The 22096-nt window shown below is 40.8% G+C and carries 19 protein-coding genes; 11 read left to right on the forward strand and 8 right to left on the reverse strand.

Annotation, left to right across the window (positions count from 1 at the left end; translation table 11 throughout):
- On the reverse strand, positions 1-290 hold a 290-nt coding region (erpA, locus tag EVU92_RS00005; protein WP_130049519.1), incomplete at its 3' end, for an iron-sulfur cluster insertion protein ErpA.
- Positions 291-467: 177 nt separating this feature from the next.
- Here erpA and EVU92_RS00010 point away from each other — a divergent pair.
- From EVU92_RS00010 to hemL, 6 genes are all read left to right on the forward strand, one after another.
- A complete protein-coding gene (locus EVU92_RS00010; protein WP_130049520.1) occupies positions 468-2843 on the forward strand; it encodes a diguanylate cyclase in 2376 nt (791 codons plus the stop codon).
- Between the two features lie 193 nt (positions 2844-3036).
- Positions 3037-4242 carry a transporter substrate-binding domain-containing protein gene (locus EVU92_RS00015; RefSeq protein WP_168989991.1) on the forward strand — a complete coding sequence of 402 codons (1206 nt, stop codon included), beginning with the start codon at positions 3037-3039 and terminating at the stop codon, positions 4240-4242.
- Between the two features lie 98 nt (positions 4243-4340).
- Positions 4341-6023 (forward strand): chloride channel protein, encoded by a 1683-nt coding sequence (locus EVU92_RS00020; RefSeq protein ID WP_130049522.1) that lies wholly within the window; start codon positions 4341-4343, stop codon positions 6021-6023.
- Positions 6024-6043: 20 nt separating this feature from the next.
- Positions 6044-6478 (forward strand): CopD family protein, encoded by a 435-nt coding sequence (locus EVU92_RS00025; protein ID WP_130049523.1) that lies wholly within the window; start codon positions 6044-6046, stop codon positions 6476-6478.
- A 104-nt stretch (positions 6479-6582) separates the two neighbouring features.
- Positions 6583-7599: an aspartate carbamoyltransferase gene (locus EVU92_RS00030; RefSeq protein WP_130049524.1), complete on the forward strand. Its 1017-nt coding sequence runs from the start codon at positions 6583-6585 to the stop codon at positions 7597-7599.
- Positions 7600-7671: 72 nt separating this feature from the next.
- Positions 7672-8952 carry a glutamate-1-semialdehyde 2,1-aminomutase gene (gene hemL, locus EVU92_RS00035; RefSeq protein WP_130049525.1) on the forward strand — a complete coding sequence of 427 codons (1281 nt, stop codon included), beginning with the start codon at positions 7672-7674 and terminating at the stop codon, positions 8950-8952.
- Positions 8953-9042: 90 nt separating this feature from the next.
- Here the strand turns inward: hemL and mrcB are convergent, their stop codons facing one another.
- The 5 genes from mrcB to EVU92_RS00060 form a co-directional block, all read right to left on the reverse strand.
- Positions 9043-11370 carry a penicillin-binding protein 1B gene (gene mrcB / locus EVU92_RS00040; protein ID WP_130049526.1) on the reverse strand — a complete coding sequence of 776 codons (2328 nt, stop codon included), beginning with the start codon at positions 11368-11370 and terminating at the stop codon, positions 9043-9045.
- A 91-nt stretch (positions 11371-11461) separates the two neighbouring features.
- A complete protein-coding gene (locus EVU92_RS00045; RefSeq protein ID WP_082401591.1) occupies positions 11462-11623 on the reverse strand; it encodes a YqaE/Pmp3 family membrane protein in 162 nt (53 codons plus the stop codon).
- 160 nt (positions 11624-11783) lie between these two features.
- Positions 11784-13013 (reverse strand): ammonium transporter, encoded by a 1230-nt coding sequence (locus EVU92_RS00050; protein ID WP_130049527.1) that lies wholly within the window; start codon positions 13011-13013, stop codon positions 11784-11786.
- Between the two features lie 9 nt (positions 13014-13022).
- Complete coding sequence (locus EVU92_RS00055) at positions 13023-13361, reverse strand: P-II family nitrogen regulator (RefSeq protein WP_054554260.1); 339 nt, start codon at positions 13359-13361, stop codon at positions 13023-13025.
- A 181-nt stretch (positions 13362-13542) separates the two neighbouring features.
- Positions 13543-14772 (reverse strand): diguanylate cyclase, encoded by a 1230-nt coding sequence (locus EVU92_RS00060; protein ID WP_130049528.1) that lies wholly within the window; start codon positions 14770-14772, stop codon positions 13543-13545.
- A 243-nt stretch (positions 14773-15015) separates the two neighbouring features.
- Here EVU92_RS00060 and EVU92_RS00065 point away from each other — a divergent pair, with 243 nt between their 5' ends.
- The 5 genes from EVU92_RS00065 (at position 15016) to serA (ending at position 19780) form a co-directional block, all read left to right on the forward strand.
- Positions 15016-16533, forward strand: coding sequence for a carboxypeptidase (locus EVU92_RS00065; RefSeq protein WP_130049529.1), 1518 nt, complete (start codon positions 15016-15018; stop codon positions 16531-16533).
- A gap of 118 nt (positions 16534-16651) precedes the next feature.
- Positions 16652-17218, forward strand: coding sequence for a hypothetical protein (locus EVU92_RS00070; RefSeq protein ID WP_130049530.1), 567 nt, complete (start codon positions 16652-16654; stop codon positions 17216-17218).
- Between the two features lie 13 nt (positions 17219-17231).
- Complete coding sequence (locus EVU92_RS00075) at positions 17232-17828, forward strand: 5-formyltetrahydrofolate cyclo-ligase (protein WP_130049531.1); 597 nt, start codon at positions 17232-17234, stop codon at positions 17826-17828.
- Between the two features lie 54 nt (positions 17829-17882).
- Positions 17883-18536, forward strand: coding sequence for a ribose-5-phosphate isomerase RpiA (gene rpiA, locus EVU92_RS00080; protein ID WP_130049532.1), 654 nt, complete (start codon positions 17883-17885; stop codon positions 18534-18536).
- 14 nt (positions 18537-18550) lie between these two features.
- Positions 18551-19780 (forward strand): phosphoglycerate dehydrogenase, encoded by a 1230-nt coding sequence (gene serA, locus EVU92_RS00085; RefSeq protein WP_054554254.1) that lies wholly within the window; start codon positions 18551-18553, stop codon positions 19778-19780.
- Positions 19781-20152: 372 nt separating this feature from the next.
- Here the strand turns inward: serA and EVU92_RS00090 are convergent, their stop codons facing one another.
- Together EVU92_RS00090 and yaaA are read right to left on the reverse strand one after the other, a co-directional pair.
- Positions 20153-21088, reverse strand: a complete 936-nt coding sequence (locus EVU92_RS00090) for a mechanosensitive ion channel family protein (RefSeq protein WP_130049533.1) — start codon at positions 21086-21088, stop codon at positions 20153-20155.
- 117 nt (positions 21089-21205) lie between these two features.
- The gene (gene yaaA / locus EVU92_RS00095) at positions 21206-21985 is read right to left on the reverse strand and encodes a peroxide stress protein YaaA (protein ID WP_130049534.1); all 780 of its coding nucleotides are present in this window, start codon (positions 21983-21985) and stop codon (positions 21206-21208) included.
- Between the last annotated feature and the right edge of the window lie 111 nt (positions 21986-22096).

Raw genomic sequence — 22096 nt, forward strand, 5'->3', positions numbered from 1 at the left:
TTATTCACAAAAAAGCGTGCACCTTCAAGCCCTTCAGTGTAATCAACAGTACCATCAACCAGATATTGAATACTCATGGGATCAACAACTAGTGTCACACCATTTTTTACAATTTCTAAATCGCCAGGGTTAGCTTTTTCATCAAAAGTAAAACCATATTGAAATCCTGAGCAACCACCCCCCGTGACGTAAACACGCAGTTTAAGATCTGGATTCTCTTCTTCTTCGATTAACTGTTTAACACGAACAGCCGCTGCATCGCTGAACTTGATTGGCAACTCATCTGACATACCAAAACCCTCAAAACCAATAATGGTTGCAATTATCTAATACCCGAGTGTTTTAATCAAGTATCCACATGGGGCAACTCAATTTAGCGGGACAATTGGCTAACCTATTTGTATTGGACTAAAGTTAATTTGTACTACATTTTAGCTGGCGATATTTTGCACTGAGGAAAGGTAATTGTGATAGAGCACTTCAAGCTTCACTTTATAACTGATCACTTAAACAGTGCACAGGTCATTCCGGCAGACTACGATTTACTACTCGTTTCTGCTTCAATCCTCATAGCCATATTCGCTTCCTATATTTCTTTTTTATTATCTGCCCGTATCAAGCACTCTTATCTAAAAAATGAAAGTCAGGTCTGGACCATCATGGCTTCTTGCTTTTTAGGAATAGGGATTTGGGGAATGCACTTTGTTGGTATGCTTGCATATAACTTACCCATCCCTATTGAATACAATATTAGCATCACCTTGGTCTCAATTTTACCAAGTGTATTTGCCAGTTACATCGTACTATCCCCTGCCTTACAAACGGATAAAGGATTATTCTTCAGAAGTATTTTAATGGGTGCAGGAATCGGTTGTATGCATTTTGTTGGTATGATGGCGATGGTTATACCTGCAAAAATGGCCTATGAACCTTGGCTGTTCTCTTTGTCTATTCTCGTAGCTATTGTTTTATCAGGTATCGCACTAAAGATTAATGATTTTCGACTTGCCAAAGGCGTTCATAAAACACGAATGAATCTGGTCGTTGCCTTGATAATGGGCAGTGCAATCTCGGGGATGCATTACATCGGCATGATATCGATGTCGGTTTTTGAAACTGAATATACCACTTATGTTACGAACCATGACTACTCAACGTTAGCTCAACTTATTATTTTTATTCTTGCAGCATTAAGCCTGCTTGTACTGGGTGTTGTTGAGCTCAGAGCAAGGAGCTTGTTATCGGCAAAATTAAAAGCTGTGCTTAGTACGGTAAAAGATGCGGTTATTAGCTTTAATAATGAAGGGAGAATTGAATTTGCCAACCCTGCTGTTATCCACATTTTTGGTTACCAACCACACGACTTAATTGGTAAACATATTCGCACTCTCATACCGGAAAATTCTATAGAACTTGATGAAATTTTACGAGACTCACAGCTTAGCAAAAAAAGTGCAGGTAAAGGGACCAGCCGACTTTTAAAAGGACAACGAGCGAACAAAAAGCGGTTTCCTATAACTTTAGCAATCAGTTCAATTGGTAAAAAAGAGTCCGGACCTTATGTTGCAACCATAAAAGATCTCTCTGATATTCGAAATCAAGAAGCCTTTACGCAAACTATTTTCGATAATTTGCCAATTATGTTGTTTGTGAAAGAAGCTGGGCATTTAACATTTAGCCATGTAAATAAGGCCGGTGAGCAACTACTTGGTAAAAGTAAAAATCAACTAATCGGCTTAAATGACTTTGATATTTTTAGTAATGAACAAGCAGTCAGCTTCGTGCAAACCGATCGCGATGTATTAAAAGGAGATGACACCCTTACTATCGATGAAAATCCAATCACTATCGATGGCAATACTCACTACCTAAAAACCCGTAAACTCGCAATAAAAGACAGCAACGGTAAAGCACAATATTTACTGGATGTATCTGAAGATGTGACTGAATTAAAACAAGCTAAAAGCGAGCTTGAAAGCTTACACCAGCGTATGTCTATGGCAGCTGATGCCGCACATATTGGCATATGGGAATGGAACTTTGATACTAACGAACTGATTTGGGATGACTGGATGCATACCTTATTCGAGATCCCAAAATCAGAATTTAAAGGGGACTATTCAGCTTGGGCAAATAGCCTGCATCCAGATGAATATGAAGACGTGACCAACAAGCTAAAACTCGCGATCTTAAATGGCGAAGAGTTCCACGCAGAGTTTCAAATAGTTCTGCCTTCTGGCAAAACCCGCTATATCAATGCTGATGGCAGAATATACGGCAACCGTATGATTGGCGTTAATTTCGATATTACGAAACGAGTTATGGCAGAGAAAAAAATACGACAGCTGGCACAAACAGACCATCTTACTGGTTTAGCGAACCGAAATGCGCTTGAGCGTTTCATCAAACAAGAATTTGCTCGGGTTGAAAAGACAGGCTCTAAAGTAGGTTGCTTGTACTTTGATCTTGATAAGTTTAAGCCGATTAACGATAGCCATGGCCATGCTATGGGGGATAAAGTTTTGGTAGAGGTTGCCAAACGCTTACAAGATACAGCTAGCAAGACCGATTGCGTTGCACGCATTGGTGGAGATGAGTTTGTGGTTATTGTTACCGACATAGAGAGCCAAGCACAAATAAACCGTGCGCTATCACGCTTGATATGTGCAATTAAAGCGCCTATAAAATCTGAGTTTGGTGATTTGCAAGTTGAAGCGAGTGTTGGTTTTGCACTATACCCCGACGATGCTCAATCATTTGATGAATTGCTAAGCATGGCCGACAAACGCATGTATAACCAAAAGCATCACTGCTTTAGCTGTAATGTTATGAGCTGTAAATAAGCAAATAAATACTGATAATAAATCTAATTTAGACGTATACTTATTAAACAATTAATAAAAACTTTTTACCATGCGCACTTGTTTTTATGCTCTTATTATACTTGTTTTCAGCTCATCTTCAGCGGCTAGTACAAGGTTACAAGAAACTTGGAAAATAACCTCACTAGAATTCCCTCCATATGCTAGCAGTGAAATGGAAAATGGCGGAGATGCCATCGCTTTTTTAAGAAGCTCGCTTGCTAAACAATCTATAAGTCTTGAGGTTGAATACTTACCTTGGCAGGATGCTATAAAAAAAGCCGAGTTAACAGGCTACCTTGGTTATTATCCTGCTTGGCCTTCAGAAATAATGCCTGGTTTTATTGCCTCACCAACTATCTTAAACTCCCAAATAGCGGTTATTACTACCCAGTCAAACCCACAGGATTTTGAAAATATTGAACAGCTTTTTAGTGAAAATAAAGTAGGAGTTGTTGGGCCCTACACCTACCCTGATGTTATCAAAAAAGTAATCAAATCCTATGAAGACAGCATAGTAAAAACAACAAACGATGAAGAGTTGTTTCACTTAATGCAAACTAAGCAAATTAATTTTGCGATTAGTGCGCCAAAAGTTCTTAATTACTTTGCAAGGCAGCAGAACTTCCCAGAGCCAAAAATAGTGACTCAGTTTCCAGACTTCCCGTTAGTGATTGGTATGAGAGATAATGCGGAAAATCAGGCTAAAATCACTTTACTCAATGATTTATTTGCTGGCACTAGTTCTTTAGCAACAAACTACTCTCGGCCAAAAAAATTGTTGTTAACCTATATAGATATACCTCGCATCACTCCTTTTAAAGAAATAATGGCTGATGTTTATAGTGATTTAAATATCAAGGTTCAGATGCAAGCAACCCCGGCTAGAAGAGGCGTATTGCTATTGAACGCAGGCGTGGTTGACGGTGATATTGTGCGTTCAAAAAGCAACCTAAAAAAGTTCGACAACGTGATTGTCGTTGAGCCAAGTCTTGGCATTATAAACTTGGTACTTTTGTGTCGAAAATCAAGGCCATGTGACCGGGATATTTTAGCTAAACCAAATAATCGAATTATGAGCTCTATTGGTGATACCGAAATTCTCAGCGAGTTTGATATTAAGGCAGAAATTATTAATAACGAAGACTTAAGCCATACCCTTAAAATGTTAAAAAAAGGCCGTCTAGATTATGCGCTCTACCCTGCACTGAATAGCGATATCAACACTTTTCAAAATGACTTCTCTGTGGTTATCTTAAGACAATTGGCTATAAACACAGTTATTCATAAAAAACACGCACCGCTTGTAGATGAATTATCTAAAGCAATTACCGCTCGCTTACCTGAATTAACGAAGCAAATTAACAACAGCACAGATTAGCTAAATTTACCCAAAATGCGGATAAATTATAAAATTCCAACGACTTAGTGAATTTGATTTGCTAAACTGCAGCTCAAAAGTGCTGTGAGGAAATATGCATGTGGCTTGAGAGACTAAGACGTCGCCTAGCAAAGCCTAAAACATCTGTGCAATTGTGCTTACTTGGTGTAAGTGCAGGGTTAATTGCGGCAGTGTTGATCATACTTTTTCGCCTCACCATCATGTTTTTTCAAAGCTTATTTTTAGATAAGCCCGACGATTTTACCACTTTACCAACTTACGAACGGGTGATAATGCCTGTTGGTGCAGCCTTATTAATTGCCTTATTTGCCGCCTTAACAGGCTTTAAGCATTATCGCCTTGGCATCCCATTCGTAATACACCGCATTAAAAAACATTATGGTCATATGCCGCTCTATAACACGGTCAACCAATTTGTCGGTGGTGCACTAGCTCTAATTAGTGGTTTTTCAGTTGGTCGAGAAGGTCCATCAGTACATATGGGCGCAACAGGTGCCAGTTTACTCGCCGACAAGTTACACCTTCCCCATAATGCAATGCGCACTCTTACGGGTTGTGGTGTCGCGGCTGGTATTGCCGCATCGTTTAATACACCACTAGCAGCCGTCATATTTGTAATGGAGGTGGTGCTCAGGGAATATAAAGTGCATATTTTCGTGCCCATCATGCTTGCAGCGGTTACAGGGGCATTAGCAACTCAATTTGTCTTCGGTGATGCTTCAGAGCTTGCGCTTATCACCATGAACCCATTGAGTGGTTGGCATTATCCATTTTTAATCATTTTTGGTATGGCACTTGGCGCTGTTGCTTATGCGTTTAACCAAAACTTAATGCTCATAATTCGCACATTTAAACCACTTAGCATGTTTCCTCGCCTATTACTGGCAGGATTTATCGCGGGCTTGATTGCTTATATGGTCCCTCATGCAATGGGCTCTGGTATGAGTGCTATTACTATTGCTATTGAATCACCTGACGATGTGCAGTTTTTAACAACCATCTTGATTGCCAAATTACTCGCCACCTTGTTTGCTATTGGTTTAGGTATCCCCGGCGGAATCATCGGCCCTGTTATTGGGCTAGGAGTTTTGATGGGCACCTTAATGGCCTTTTTTGCACAGTTTATTAGCCCAGGCGTTGATATCACAGGTACCTATAGCATGCTTGGCATGGCAGGGTTATTGGCCGCGACATTACACGCACCACTTGCAGCTTTAACCACGGTTATGGAGTTAACTTCAAGTCCTGAGATTATTGTGCCTGCGATGATTGTGATCTCAACGGCCTATGTCACTGCACTGCAGTTTTTTGGTAACCGCTCTATTTTTATGCAACAACTCGATTTCCAAGGGCTTGAATATCAAATATCACCAGCCACCGAAGCATTGCAAAAAGTCGGGGTGATGGATGAAATGGATGAACAATTCAAGCTACTCTACAGTGACGACAAACAACAAATCAAAGAGTCGCTGGATGCCCTTGATAGCCAAACCCCTCTTATTGTTCATGATGAAGAAAATGGCTACCGCCTCGCAGAGTATGATTTAAGTTTGATGTCTGACCAAGAAAGTAATATCAAATATGTTAGCCTTGCGGGCTTAAGTAGCCAAGCCACTTTAGCCGATGCCTTTGACTTACTAAAAGATAAGCGCAGCGGTGCAGTGTATATTTACAACCTGCTTGATAACCAACAAATTATGGGACTTTTGCGTTGGGACCAAATCAGACATATCCTTACCATACGTAACAGCTTGTTATAACAATTAAAATGGATGCTTAAATGACTGCACTATTAGTTTATAAAACTTTCCACGTATTTTTTATGATTGCTTGGTTTGCAGGTATTTTTTACCTGCCAAGACTATTTGTTTACCATGCAATGAGTGAAGAAAAAGCCTGTAACTCAATGCTTAAAGTAATGGAGCGTCGTTTACTTTATTTTGTTACACCGTTTGCCGTTTTAACACTGGTGTTTGGCGTACTCACTATTTTTGAATATGGCCGTGATTGGTTTAGATACAGCATGTGGCTGCACTACAAACTTGTGTTAGTAATTATTCTTTACATCTACCATGGCTACTGCTTTAAATTACTGGCTGACTTTAAGCATGACCGTAATACACGAAGCGATCGCTTTTACCGTATTTTTAATGAAGTTCCAGTACTCATCCTTTTAGCTATAGTGGCACTGGCAATTATTAAACCTAACTTATAATTTGCTGCTGTGTACGCTAAAAATTTGCTATAGTACTGCGCAAATTTATGCGGCCTCCCATACCGAGCGCCAGCGCCCAATAAATGTAATTAGGAACAAACCCCATGCTAAGTTTCCAAGGTGAAAATATCCTGTCGGTCAATCAGCTTGATCGAGATTGTATTGAACGTATTTTTGCAGTTGCTAAGAAAATGGAGCCTTATGCTAAAAAGCAAAAGCGCACCAATGTTTTAGAAGGCGCAATTTTAGCGAACTTGTTCTTCGAGCCAAGTACACGTACCCGTGTAAGCTTCGGCACTGCATTTAACTTACTTGGTGGCTTAGTTCGTGAAACCACGGGCATGCAAAGCTCTGCGTTAGCAAAAGGTGAGTCTTTATATGATACAGCTCGCGTAATCTCAGCGTATGCAGATGCAGTTGCAATGCGCCATCCAGACGCAGGCTCTGTTGCTGAATTTGCCACAGGTTGCGATGTACCTGTTATCAATGGCGGTGACGGTTCGAATGAGCACCCGACACAAGCCTTGCTTGACTTACTAACCATCGAACGTGAACTTGGTCGTTTCGACCAAGGTATCGACGGTATGCATATTGCCCTTGTAGGTGATTTAAAATATGGCCGTACTGTACATTCTCTATCTAAACTACTTTGTCATTATAAAGACGTAAAATTCTCTATGGTGGCACCTGATGGCTTGCAAATGCCAGACTACATTTTGGATGCTGTTGATAACGCTGGTCATAAAATACAAGTAGTGGATAAAATGGAAGGCAACTTGGCGGCAGATATTGTGTATCAAACCCGTATCCAAGAGGAACGCTTCCCTTCACAAGAAGAAGCTAACAAATACCGTGGTGGTTTTCGTATCAGCCAAGCAATTTACAACGCACACTGTAAGCCCAACTCAGTACTGATGCACCCACTTCCTAGAGATAGCCGTTTAGAAGCAAACGAGCTAGATAACGATTTAAATAGCAACGACAACCTAGCAATTTTTCGCCAAGTACAAAATGGCGTGTTAATTCGCATGGCGTTGTTTGCTCTAACCTTAGATGTTGCCGACAAAGTTGAGCAATATGAAGTCGACGTGCCTTGGTTCAGCCGTAAACGTAATAGCTAACACGCTTCGTTTTGGGTTCTTTGAGCCCTTGCAAACCAACTCATTTAACGTGACAACCCAATAGGACTATTCATGACAATTAGCCAAGATCTTTTTAATCGCGCACAAGAATCAATCCCAGGCGGTGTTAATTCACCAGTTCGTGCCTTCAATGGCGTTGGCGGTACTCCTTTATTCATCACTAAAGCTGAAGGTCCTTTTACCTTTGATGCTGATGGTAACCGTTATATCGATTACGTTGGTTCATGGGGACCAATGATCATGGGTCACAACCACCCAGCTATTAAACAAGCGGTATTAGAAGCCGTTGAAAATGGCTTAAGCTATGGTGCGCCAACCGAAACTGAAATCTTAATGGCCGAGAAAGTAAAAGAGCTCGTACCATCAATCGAAAAAGTGCGTATGGTAAGCTCTGGTACTGAAGCAACCATGAGTGCAATTCGCTTAGCGCGTGGCTTCACTGGCCGTGACAAAATCTTAAAGTTTGAAGGCTGTTACCACGGTCATGCCGACTCACTACTAGTAAAAGCAGGCTCAGGCGCGCTTACAATGGGCGTTCCTAATTCACCGGGCATCCCTGAAGATTTTGCTAAGCACACATTAACGGTGTCGTTTAATAACCTTGATGAAGTCAAAGCAATTTTCGAAAAATACGCTGATGACATTGCCTGTATCATCGTTGAGCCAGTTGCTGGCAACATGAACTGTATTCCACCTGTACCTGGCTTCTTAGAAGGTCTACGTGAAGTGTGTGATGAATACAAATCAGTGCTTATTTTTGATGAAGTAATGACAGGTTTCCGTGTTGCTTTAGGTGGCGCACAAGCTTACTACAACATCAAACCAGACCTTACTTGCCTAGGTAAAGTAATCGGTGGCGGTATGCCAGTGGGTGCATTTGGCGGTAAGAAAGAAATCATGGATTTCATCGCACCTGTCGGCCCAGTTTATCAAGCAGGCACATTATCAGGTAACCCTATTGCCATGGCTGCAGGCTTAAAGTCGCTTGAGTTATTATGCGCTGAAGGTCTACACGATGAACTAGAAGCTAAGAGCAAAGCAATTTGTGAAGGCTTTGAAGCCGCTGCGAAAAAAGCAGGTATTCCACTTACAACTAACTACGCAGGTGGCATGTACGGCTTCTTCTTTACTGACAAAGAAAAAGTAACTAGCTACCAACAAGCGACTGAGTGTGATTTAGAGCGCTTTAAAAAGTTCTTCCACTTAATGCTTGAAGAAGGCGTTTACCTAGCTCCTTCTGCATTCGAAGCTGGCTTTGTATGTGCTGAACACTCTGAAAAAGAGATCAACGATACTATTACAGCAGCAGAGCGCGCATTCGCGAAGCTTTAATAAGCGTTAAGAAAGCTAATATAAAGCCCCAGCATTTTTCAATGCTGGGGCTTTTTTTATTCTTTGCCAATTCGTTTATTTAAGGTGTTATTAATCTCTAACACAAGTTGGTCTGGGCTCAAACTCACTGACACGGATTGGTAGCTGCACAACTTTACCGCAACCCGGAGGCGCTTGCAGACCGGTTTCTTCGTTAATAAAGGCCCAACGAATAGAAGCTGGACGAGTATCCGCTATGGCTTCAGGGTTGAGTGGTTTAAGGTAGCGAATATAGGCTTCTAGTGCACCAACACTGCCTGTTAAACCTGTGCTCTTGTTATCGTCGCGACCAATCCATGCAACAGTAACTGTGTTTTGGTCAAAACCGGCAAACCAGCTATCGCGTAAATCATTACTAGTGCCTGTTTTACCTGCAAGTTGGATTGATGGGAAGTGGGCGTTTAAACGTTTAGCGGTACCGTCTTTTGTCACGCGTTTCATTGCGTACTTGGTCATGTAAATTGATGCATCGTCGAAGCGTTTTTGCGAAGCCACTTCATGTTTATAAAGTACTTTACCTACTGAATCTGTCAGCGCTGAAATAGACGTTAATTCGCGGTACTGGCCATCTGCGGCAAGGGTAGTATAAAGCTGTGCCACTTCAAAACTAGAAAGCTCAAGTGCACCTAAAAGCAATGATGGGTATTGATCAATACGCCCTTCTACACCTAAACGCTTCAAGGTATCGGCCACTTTATCTACACCAACATCAAGACCAGTATTAACTGCAGGAATATTAATACTATTACTAAATGCTTTATATAATGGCATATATCCGCGGAACTGCTTGTCGAAGTTCTCAGGTTGCCATACTTTACCTTGCTCATTAGTCACTTGTAGCGGCGAGTCATCCACTAAAGTGGCAACATTAAATTTGCCACTTTCAAATGCAGTTAAATAAACTGCGGGCTTAACTAATGAGCCAATGTTACGCTTAGTATCTAGCACTCGGTTAAAACCAAAATAACGTACGTCACGACCTGCAACTAATGCTGAGACCCCACCCTTTTCAACATTAACAGAGATCATCGCCGCCTCAAGCTCTTCTGTTTTAGGGCGTCTTTCTAGATAAGGTAGACTTGCCTCAACCGACTCTTCCATTGCTGTTTGCTTTTGTAAGTCAAAATAGGTGAAGACACGTACCCCAGCATCTAACACCTGCTGATCTGGTAACAAACGTTTTAATTCGCGATTAACCAACTCTAAGTAACCCGGATATGACTTTTGCAGGCTGTCTTTCATCGGTGCAATATCAATAGGACGCTTTAACGCCGCGCGGTATTCTCGAGTATCAATAAGCTTATTTTCAACCATTAAACGAAGTACGAGATCACGGCGCTCCATTGCACGTTCGCTATAACGACGCGGGTTGTAATACGAGGGACCTTTGACCATAGCCACAAGCAGTGCAATTTGATCGTATTCAAGTTCATCCACAGGTTTTGAGAAATAAAACTCAGCGGCAAGACCCATACCGTGAACACCTTGATTGTAAGACTGACCCAAATACACTTCATTGAGGTAGGCTTCTAATATTTCATCTTTGCTGTAGCGATAATCTAATATTAATGCGATAAGCGCTTCATTAAACTTACGCACCAGCGATCGCTCACGGGTTAAATAAATATTCTTTGCTAATTGCTGAGTTAAGGTACTACCGCCTTGCACTGTTCTACCAGCTTTAATATTACTGTATAGAGCGCGCATAATTGACCACACAGATACGCCGTGGTGTTGATAAAAATTACGGTCCTCAACCACCAGCAAAGTGTCTTTTAGCATCGGTGGAAATTTATCAAGCGGTACAAACTCACGATCTTGTTTTGAGTCATTACCAATTCGGGCAATTTGTACCGGCTCTAATCGCGCGCTGTTTAAACGACGACCAAACTTATCTTTGATTGTTGCTAACTTTTGCCCCGAAAAGCGCAGCTCAATTACTTGTGAATCTTCTAGGCCATCATAAAACTCAAACTCACGGCGATACACTTTAATACTATTGGCTGATTTAACATACTGACCGGTACGGCTTAGCTTATTTACAGATGAGTAATTTAAGCGGTTCAATTCCCAAATAACCTCTTGCTGAGACAAGTATTGCCCAGGATAAAAGCTCATTGCACGGGCATAAACTTGTGCTGGTAACTGCCATTTATTGCCTTCAAACTGACGGGTAATTTTGGCATCTAAATAAATTAGATACAGCACCATAGCAATAATCAATGCGAGCGAAAGCTTCCAAAAGATTGACCAAAGTTTTCTTGTTACACTGGCTTTAGCTGGGCCTTTGGGTGCGCGTGAGCGCTTAGTGGTATTTTTCTTTGATGTCGCCTTAGGTTTGCTAGACGACTTTTTTGCAGGAGTTTTTTTATCAGCCATTGAGTTCGCTATTGGTCAGTTAATTTTACAGGAATACACCTTAAACAGCGCAATGTTAACACCTGTAAAATTAACAGTCACTTAAACTCGTTTAGCGAGTACACAGCCATAGCGAGTGGATCACTGCTGGTATAAAAAAGATGAAGCATAAAATAATGTTAATCACTAAGTCTTTGCCTGCACCTGCTTTTAAAAATACTGCCACAGGCGGTAAAAATAGTGAAATGATTATAAGTAAGAGTTTGTTATCCATAGTTTTTCCTTATTAGTTTGGAATTTAAAGCATAGTTCAAAAATAACTATTTCGCTTATTAGAAAAAAGTTATTTAAATGCAAAAAAGCCCTACCTAAGTAGAGCTTTGATTTGAACACACAATGATATTGTTAGGTACGTGCTACTGCACGCACTGAGATTAGTTACTGCGAACTGATACAAACTCAGGGTAAGCATCAATACCACAGTCATGTTGATCCATACCGTTCAACTCTTCTTCTTCGGTAACACGGATACCCATGGTATTTTTCAGGATTGCCCACACGATTGATGATGCGATGAACACAAACCCTAAGATACATACTAAGCCAATTAATTGATTAACAAAGGTTGCATCTGAGTTTGAAAGTGGTACTAGCATGATACCTAATGAACCACACACACCATGTACAGAGATAGCACCCACTGGATCATCAATTTTTGCTTTATCAAGCGCAACAATACTAAACACAACCAGTGAGCCACCTAATAGACCAAGTAAACAAGCAAGTAATGGAGTTGGTGATGCTGGCTCAGCAGTAATTGTTACAAGACCTGCTAATGCACCATTTAGAACCATAGTTAAATCAGCTTTACCCCATAACACTTTACACACGAATAGTGCTGCAATAGCGCCACACGCTGCTGCTGCATTAGTGTTTAAGAAGATTTTACCTACTGCTGTTGCATTTTCAGCGTCAGAAACAAGTAGTTGTGAACCACCGTTAAAACCAAACCACCCCATCCAAAGGATTAATGTGCCAAGTGTTGCTAACGGTAAGTTAGAACCTGGAATTGGATAGATTTCACCGTTTTTACCGTATTTACCTTTACGAGCACCTAGGAAAAGTACACCAGCTAGCGCTGCCGCAGCACCTGCTCCATGAACGATTGCAGAACCAGCGAAATCAACAAAGCCCATTTCAGATAAGAAGCCTGCGCCCCAAGTCCAGTAACCTTCGATTGGGTAGATAAAACCGGTTAAAACAACAGTAAAAACTAAGAATGCCCATAGCTTCATACGCTCAGCCACCGCGCCAGATACGATTGACATAGCCGTCGCTACGAACACAACTTGGAAGAAGAAATCAGACTCTAAAGAGTGGTCCGCATCAGCAGCTTGAGTGCCAATTAATGCGCCAAATGAAGGAATGAAACCGCCTTCTGCATTATCAACATACATGATGTTGTAACCCACTAATAAAAACATAGTGCAGGCAATAGAAAATAGTGCAACGTTTTTAGTTAGGATTTCTGTTGTATTTTTTGCACGCACTAAACCTGCTTCCAGCATAGCGAAACCAGCCGCCATCCACATTACTAAAACACCCGACATTAAAAAGTAAAAAGTGTCGAGTGAGAACTTCAACTCTACGATAGTGTTTTCCATAATTCCCCCTTAAATTGCTTCTTCATCTAGTTCGCCCGTACGAATACGAACGATTTGGTCTAAGTCGTAAACAAAAATTTTGCCGTCACCAATTTTGCCTGTTGAAGCAATTTTTGTGATGGTTTCAACTACGCGTTGACAATTTTCGCTACGAGTTGCAATTTCAAGTTTGATTTTTGGAATAAAATCGACTTGGTATTCAGCTCCACGATATAGTTCAGTATGACCGCGTTGACGACCAAAGCCTTTTACATCAACAACTGTCATCCCCTCAATGCCTAAATCAGCCAATGCTTCACGTACATCATCAAGTTTGAATGGCTTTATTATTGCACTAATCATTTTCATAGTGGCCCCCTTCGGACGCTTATTGTTATCCTGTTGGTTTATACAATCCAACCTTTGTGCCATTATTTTTTATTCTTTAATTTCAATTACTTATTAATAAAAACTAGTTTTTGCACAAAAAAAATGCACCCTAATGGTGCATTTTTTTAACAATTAGCCAGCGCTGGTGCATTAAGCACAACTATAACTGAACTAAGCAGTTCCGATCTTGCTGTTTGGCTTGATATAAGGCTTTGTCAGCAATGCGCATCGCAGCTGTAAGTGATACTTTTTGGAATAGGGTCATACCGATGCTCATCGTTAATGAATAAGGCTCACCGTTAATTGAAAAAGCATGACTCGCTAACTGCTCTCTGAAAATATTGAGTTTAGATTCTGCGTTAGCTAAGTTCATATTGTGCAGAACCACTGCAAATTCTTCGCCGCCAATTCTAGCGATAGTGAAGTCATCAAATTTAGTCTTTAAAAATGAAGACACTTGTTTTAGAGCCTGATCACCTGCTTCATGACCAAACTGGTCATTCACATTTTTAAAGAAGTCGATATCAAGCAAGGCCAGTACGTTTTCTTGCTCAACATTTTTAAGTAATTTTTCTGCGTATTGATAAAAATAGCGACGATTATGCAAGCCAGTTAAATGGTCGCGGTAGGCGCTTTCTTTTATATCGGCTATTAAAGCAAGCTGCTCCATGGTTTGCATAACACGGCAATGAAATTCTTCATTCATAAACGGCTTAGTTAAAAAGTCGTTAGCGCCGTATTTAATAAATCGCGCCGATAAACCATGCTTACCGGCACCTGATAAACCGATAATTGCTAAATCATCACGACCACGGAAATTTCGTACCGCTTTAACTAGCTCAAAACCGTCCATTGTTGGCATTGCATAGTCTGTAAGTAACAACTTAATCTCAGGGTCGTCTTTTAACATTTGCAATGCTTGCTCACCATCTTGGGCATCGCGTACATCAAATAATTGCTTTTCGAGCATTTGCTTCATTAAAGTGCGGCTTAGTACTGAGTCATCGGCTACTAGCGCTTTACTCCCATCATTTCTAAGTAGTTGCGCAACAAGCTTTATCGCATAATGATATGAATCACGGTTATCTTTAACCACGTAATCTACTACACCAAGCTCTAACATTTGCTGGCGAATATATTCATCAATCTTTGATGTCAGGACCACGGTTGGAATATTTTTTGATAAGGTGTATTTAGCTACTTCGCCATTCATCGCATCAGGTAGCGTTAAATCGACTAAGGCTAAGGTGTAATCGTGCTCTGATATTAAAGAGACGCCCTCTTTTAAAGACCACGCAAAGTCAACAGCTACATCTAAATAGTGAGCAGCGAGATGACGTAACACTTGCTGTACTACTTTACTGTCTTCGACGACTAATACTCTTTGCATTGCAACTTCTCTTTTCTAAGCACGTGTACACAGATTATAAACACGCTAAATATACGTTATTTTTTAATCTAGCTAAATAATTAAGCAAAATATCTTTGCTAAAAAAATGCACTTTTTTGTAATCGTTCAGCATTTCCGGTTATTTTACTATTTAACAGCTAATATTGGTCACTAGTCTCATTAGTTTGTCATCGAGTTGGCTTTACTTTTTAATAGCTGCAATTCGAATAATAAGGAATCAACATGAAACTAGTTAGTTTTATTGGCTTGTCAGTGACAGCACTAACACTGACCTTCAGTACTCCAAGCTTTGCAGATAATGGACGTCGTATTGACGTTGACAGCAAAGTAGTGACAGAGCATAAAGCTCGCATTAATGGTGAGCGCTTTTCATATACCGCAACCACTGGCACACAACCGGTTTGGAATGAACAAGGTGATGCCGTAGCAACGCTTCAATATACTTATTATACCCGTGATAAAGTAGACGATAGAACAAAACGTCCTTTGGTCTTTTCTTTCAATGGTGGCCCAGGCTCTGCATCAGTATGGATGCACCTTGCCTATACTGGACCACGTGTATTAAAAATTGATGACGAAGGCTACCCAGTTCAACCTTATGGCGTAAAAGATAACCCTTACTCTATTTTAGACGTGGCTGATATTGTTTATATCAACCCAGTTAACACGGGTTACTCACGTGTTCTTGAAAACGAAAAAGGTGAGCTGCCGAGTAAATCAGAACAACAAAAAATGTTCTTTGGTGTTAACGCTGACATCAAATACTTAGCAGAGTGGTTAAATACTTTTGTTTCTCGCAACGAGCGCTGGCGTTCGCCTAAGTTCTTAATTGGTGAGAGCTATGGTACAACGCGTGTATCTGGTCTTGCTCACGAATTACAAAATCGCCAATGGATGTATATCAACGGCGTTATTTTAGTATCACCAACTGAAATTGGTATTAAACGAGAAGGCCCGGTAGAAGCAGCTAATCGCCTACCTTACTTTGCAGCGACAGCTTGGTACCACAAAGCCCTCAGCGCAGACTTACAAGCAAAAGACTTAGACGAGTTACTACCTGAAGTTGAACAGTTCACCGTTAATAAGTTTTTACCAGCAATTGCTAAAGGTGGTTTTTTACCTGCAGATGAAAAGCGAGCAATCATTAAGCAAGCAGCAAAATACGCAGGCTTATCTGAGAAGTTTGTTGAGCAAAACAACCTTGATATTCCAACTAATTTCTTTTGGAAAGAGTTATTACGTGAGCGCGGCCAAACAGTGGGTCGTTTAGATTCTCGTTACCTAGGTATCGACAAACGTGATGCAGGTGAGTCTCCTGATTACTGGGCAGAACTGACTTCTTGGTTACACTCATTCACGCCTGCAATTAACTATTATCTTCGTGAAGAGCTTAACTACAAAACAGATATCAAATATAACCTATTTGGTAATGTTCACCCTTGGGACCGCTCAGGCAACAACACAGGTGAAAACTTACGTTTAGCAATGGCACAAAACCCATACTTAAACGTGATGATCCAATCTGGCTACTACGACGGTGCAACAAACTACTTTGATGCTAAATACACAATGTGGCAGTTAGATCCAAGTGGCAAAATGAAAGATCGCTTAAGCTTTAAAGGCTATCGTAGTGGTCACATGATGTATTTACGTCATGCTGATTTAGAGTCATCAAATAATGACTTACGTGATTTTATCCTTAAATCACTACCAGCCGAAAGCAAATCAGCAAAATACTAAACAGCGTATTTGCAAACCCATAATAGAAAAAGCCCGTTTTATGCGGGCTTTTGTTTTTCCACCAATCTATTTGGGTATATACTCAAGTCATTGATTTAAGGATTTGGATAATCAGCAAATGGCAGAAAAATTTCGTGTGATGTTTGCAGGCCTTGAAGCCGGTGTCGACCAAACACAAGCAACAGAACAACTAGCCGCAAAACTAAAAACAACAACAGACAAAGTAGCGACCCTGTTTGAGCATAAGCCATTATTTGCGCCGAGCGAGCAAGATAAAGCACTTAAACAAGCTAAGTTGCTTGCCAGTGTAGGCATTAAAGCTAAACTCCAAAGCGTTAATCAAACAGCCACCAGCAGCCAATCAACAAATTTAGCCGCACAAGCCAAAGAGCGTGAAGAACGTATTTTCGATGCCCTCGATTACATTACCAGTAGCCTTATTCGCCTAGAAGAAAAGCTAGATGACCTAGAGCAACGTTTACCTGAGCCAGAAAATAATAGTGTTGCTGATAGCGACGATAGCTGGCAAGAAGATGCTCTGCTGCTTGAAGACGAATTAACAGAGCCCGTTAAAAAACGCTCAAACACACTACTCTATTCGCTTATTGCGATGGTCATTTTATTATTAATCATTTTGGGTGTAGTGGAGCTTTTTCCTGAACTTTTCTCCTTTTTAGAAAGTTAACACTAATATTGACATGAGCAACACACGAGCAGAAATCAGACAATCCATTCGAAAAAAGCGCAATTCACTGACTGTTGAACAACAAAAAAATGCAGCAATTGCGCTAAAAGTGAATTTTACTCAACACTTAAAATCGTTAAAAACACCTAAAAACGCCCATATCGGCATTTATTTTAGTAATGACGGAGAGTTAGACACCTCATTGTTAATTAAAGAATTATGGGCGCAAGGACAGCATTTATACCTGCCTATAATCCACCCCTTCAATGGTGCAACTTTATACTTTCAAAGGTATGAAGAAAATTCACCCATGACTGCAAACCGCTATGGTATCTTGGAACCCAAGTTAAATTGCAGTCAAATATGTCCTCTAGACAAGCTTGATATTTTACTTATGCCATTAGTGGCATTTGATGATCAAGGTAACCGTTTAGGAATGGGCGGCGGGTTTTATGACAAAACGTTGGCTCGGTATTACCAAGAAAACTGGCAAAAACCGATTTTGATCGGCCTTGCCCATCAATGTCAGCATGTTCCAGCATTGCCTATTGAATCGTGGGATGTACCGTTAAAACACATTATAACCCCAGAGAAAATCTACCAATGGTAAGCAAACTGTTTGTATACTATAGACCCTCTCTGACAGCTAACTGAGCACATAATTATGACGCAAGATGAATTAAAAAAAGCCGCTGCCTGGGCAGCCCTTGAGTTTGTAAACGAAAATACCATTGTTGGTGTAGGTACAGGCTCTACAGTGAATCACTTTATTGATGCACTAGATACAGTAAAAGACACCATTACTGGTGCGGTTTCTAGCTCTGAGGCTTCAACTGAAAAGTTAAAAGCACTGGGTATAGAAGTATTCGAGCTAAACGATGTATCAAGCCTTGATGTGTATGTTGATGGCGCAGACGAAATCAACCCACAAAATGAAATGATCAAAGGCGGTGGTGCAGCGCTGACACGCGAGAAAATCGTTTCAGCGGTAGCAAAACAATTTGTTTGTATTGTTGATGAATCTAAAGAAGTTACAACATTAGGCGCATTTCCACTACCGGTTGAAGTGATCCCAATGGCACGCAGCTATGTAGCTCGTGAACTAGTAAAACTAGGCGGTGACCCTGTTTACCGTGAAGGTGTTGTAACAGATAACGGTAACGTCATTTTAGACGTGCACAATTTAGATATCAGCAACGCCAAAGAATTAGAACTAACAATCAACCAGATTGTTGGCGTAGTAACAAACGGCTTATTTGCCCATCGTGGCGCAGATAAAGTCATTATCGGCACCAAAAATGGGCCGCAAATAAAGTAAATAGGAATGAGGATATGAGTAAGGTATCGTTAGCAAAAGACAAAATTAAAATTCTCTTGCTGGAAGGCGTGCACCAAAGTGCTGTAGAAACGCTTAAGCGTAATGGCTACAGTAATATTGATTACGTAAAAACATCCTTACCTGAAGACGAGCTCATTGAGCGCATTAAAGATGTGCATTTTGTAGGCCTTCGCTCTCGCACTCATATTAATGAAGCGGTATTAGAAGCAGCTGAAAAGCTAGTCGCAATCGGCTGCTTCTGTATCGGGACTAACCAAGTCGACCTGCAAGGTGCCCGTGAACGTGGTATTGCGGTATTTAACGCGCCATTCTCAAACACACGCTCTGTGGCAGAATTAGTACTTGGTGAAATCTTATTATTACTTCGTGGTATTCCAGAGCGTAATGCCCTAGCGCACCGCGGTGGTTGGTTAAAATCAGCCAACGGTTCATTCGAAGCACGTGGTAAAACGTTAGGTATTATTGGTTACGGCCACATTGGTACACAACTAGGTATCATGGCTGAAAATATCGGTATGAACGTTGAGTTTTACGATATCGAAGACAAACTAACACTGGGTAATGCAACGCAAGTTCATAACCTAACTCAGTTATTACAACGTGCCGATGTTATTAGCTTACACGTACCAGAAACACCGCAAACGAAGAACCTAATTGGTATGGCAGAGCTTGAAGTAATGAAGCAAGGTGCCATCTTGATCAATGCTTCTCGCGGTACTGTTGTTGATATTGATGCTCTAGCAGAATCACTGCGTGATAAAAAGCTGAGCGGCGCAGCAATCGACGTGTTCCCTGTAGAACCAAAATCAAATGATGAAGAGTTCGTATCACCGCTGCGCGAGTTCGATAACGTGATTTTGACTCCACACATTGGTGGTTCAACACAAGAAGCACAAGAAAATATTGGTATTGAAGTAGCAGGCAAACTTGCTAAGTACTCAGATAATGGTTCAACTATTACAGCAGTTAACTTCCCTGAAGTATCATTACCTGAGCTTGCAAACCGCAGCCGTTTATTACACGTACACCACAACCGCCCAGGTGTTCTAACGCAAATTAACCAAGCGTTTGCACAGCACGGCATTAATATCGCAGCCCAGTACCTACAAACTGATGAATCAATTGGTTACGTAGTAATTGATGTAGATACAGACCAATCAGAAGTCGCTCTTAAAGAGCTAAGTGCAGTTGAAGGTACAATCAGAGCACGTATCCTTCACTAATCGTTGGCATATCGAATAAAAAAAGCGCAAACAGTTAAACTGCTTGCGCTTTTTTTGTAGGACAAAACTTTAAGGTAGGTTGGTTTGAGCGCAGCGAAACCCAACACGGGAACCTAGCTATAAAACGTAAATTTTAAGCTCTAAGTCAAAAATAGCTCACCGTGGGCGTGAAATTTATTTCGCGCGATGGCTTATTTCTAACAAATAAAACACCAATCATTTCTAAAAAAACAGTAAAAATGAGAACAAGCTTGTATTTGGACAAAAAGTTTTTAGAGGCAAAAACGATTCACTCTATGTCGGCGAAAATAAACTCCCCCCCCTCCTCAGCCATACTTCCCTGTGTAAATCACGCCGATGAGTCAGTAAATTTTACTCATCGGTTTGCGGTGCCTCAGCGTCTTTATCTTGGTGTTTTTCGCTTATCATGGCGTTTAATTTCTCACCGCCTTTGATACCAAAATCTAACGTGCGGATTGGGAATGGAATGGTCATGTCAGCTTCACTTAGCGCGTTTCTTACTGCCACAACAGCCTTGTGACGAACGGTCATGAAATCCGCTTCGCCAGGGTATTTAATCCAAAACCAAACCAGTAGGTTAACGCTGCTATCACCAAAGCTTTCGGCGTAAACGGCGGTTTCTTCTTGTTTAATAACAAAATCAAACTCATTGATTTTTTTAACAATCACTTCTGCGGCTTGTTCTGGGTCGTCAGCATACGAAATACCCACTGGCACCTCAATACGACGTACACCTAACGTGCTGTAATTACTGAGTATATTTCTAAATAGAATCTTGTTAGGCACTAAGATAAGTTGCCCATAAAAATTCTCAATGAGGGTGTTTCTAAGATTAATCGCCCGTACTGTACCGAACACGCTTTCGGTGCGAATTACATCACCTGTTTTAAATGGTTTGCGGATCCCCATAGCAATACCTGCTATAAGATTCTCTGTCATATCCTGAAAGGCAAAACCAATCGCAAGACCAACAATACCAGCACCGGCAAGTAATGAGGTGACCGTGCCTCTGAGGCCCAGGAAATCAAGAGCTACGAATAAGCCTACACATAACACAATAACCTTGGCTATCGATGACATTAAGTCTGCTATTTGCGAAGACTCTAACGAGCGGCGTAATAGCTTTCTAAGCATTGAGCCAACGATACGCGCCAGTAATGAAAATACGATAGTGATGACTACTGCGACAATAAAGTTTGGAATATGGCTTATAATGATATCAACCCAGCCACCGAGTTTTTCTTCTATAAGTTTTTCGGCCTCACCTACGGTTGGTATTTTTAACATACGATTACCTGATCATTTAAGAAACATAGCGAGTGGTCTGCAAAATAAACGCCAGTTTCATACAGGCACAAAAAAGCCGTGCTTAGCACGGCTCTTCTAATTCATTTTACTAAAAAATTAGTTCTGCTCTTCCCGTAAGAAAACAGGCTCTAATTCTTTTGCTGTTGCATCGCTGCTAAAGTAATAACCTGCAACGGTGAAATCTTTTAAATCACTTAATTGGGTAATTTTATTTTCAATGATGTAACGTGCCATCATGCCGCGAGCTTTTTTCGCATAAAAGCTGATCACTTTATATTGGCCGTTTTTACAGTCTTTAAAATGTGGAGTAATAATTTGAGCGTTTAAGGCTTTTTTATCAACCGCTTTAAAATACTCATTCGAAGCAAGGTTTACCAAATATTTGCTATCTTGTTCAGCAAGCACAGTATTAAGCTTTTCGGCGATAACACTGCCCCAAAACTGGTATAAGTTTTTACCACGTGGGTTTTCTAGTTTAGTGCCCATTTCAAGGCGGTAAGCTTGCATTAAATCTAATGGCTTCAGTACACCATAAAGGCCAGACAAAATACGTAAGTGCGACTTTGCGTAATCTAGGTCGGCATCACTAAGAGTTTGTGCATCTAATCCACCGTACACATCACCATTAAAGGCTAGCACTGCTTGTTTTGCGTTATGTTGCGTAAATGGCTGTGACCACTCGGCGAAACGTGCCGCATTCAAACCCGCTAGTTTATCGCTGATTTTCATTAGGCTGCCAATTTGGGCTGGGGTTAAATCACGGCAAACTGACATTAACTCTTCGCTGTGCTCGAGTAATTCAGGTTGAGTGAATTTATCGGTCGTGGCTGGTGTTTCATAATCTAAATTTTTTGCAGGTGAAATAACAGTGATCATACTTAGCTATTGACTTGTAATTTGTTTGATGTCAATTTCAACATTAATTGAATCAAAATGCACGTTTTGTTTCGTCCTGCCTTTATCCGCTGTTCTTTCATACATAATGTT

The sequence above is a fragment of the Pseudoalteromonas sp. MEBiC 03485 genome (assembly GCF_004195145.1).
In the GTDB taxonomy this organism is placed as follows: domain Bacteria; phylum Pseudomonadota; class Gammaproteobacteria; order Enterobacterales; family Alteromonadaceae; genus Pseudoalteromonas; species Pseudoalteromonas apostichopi.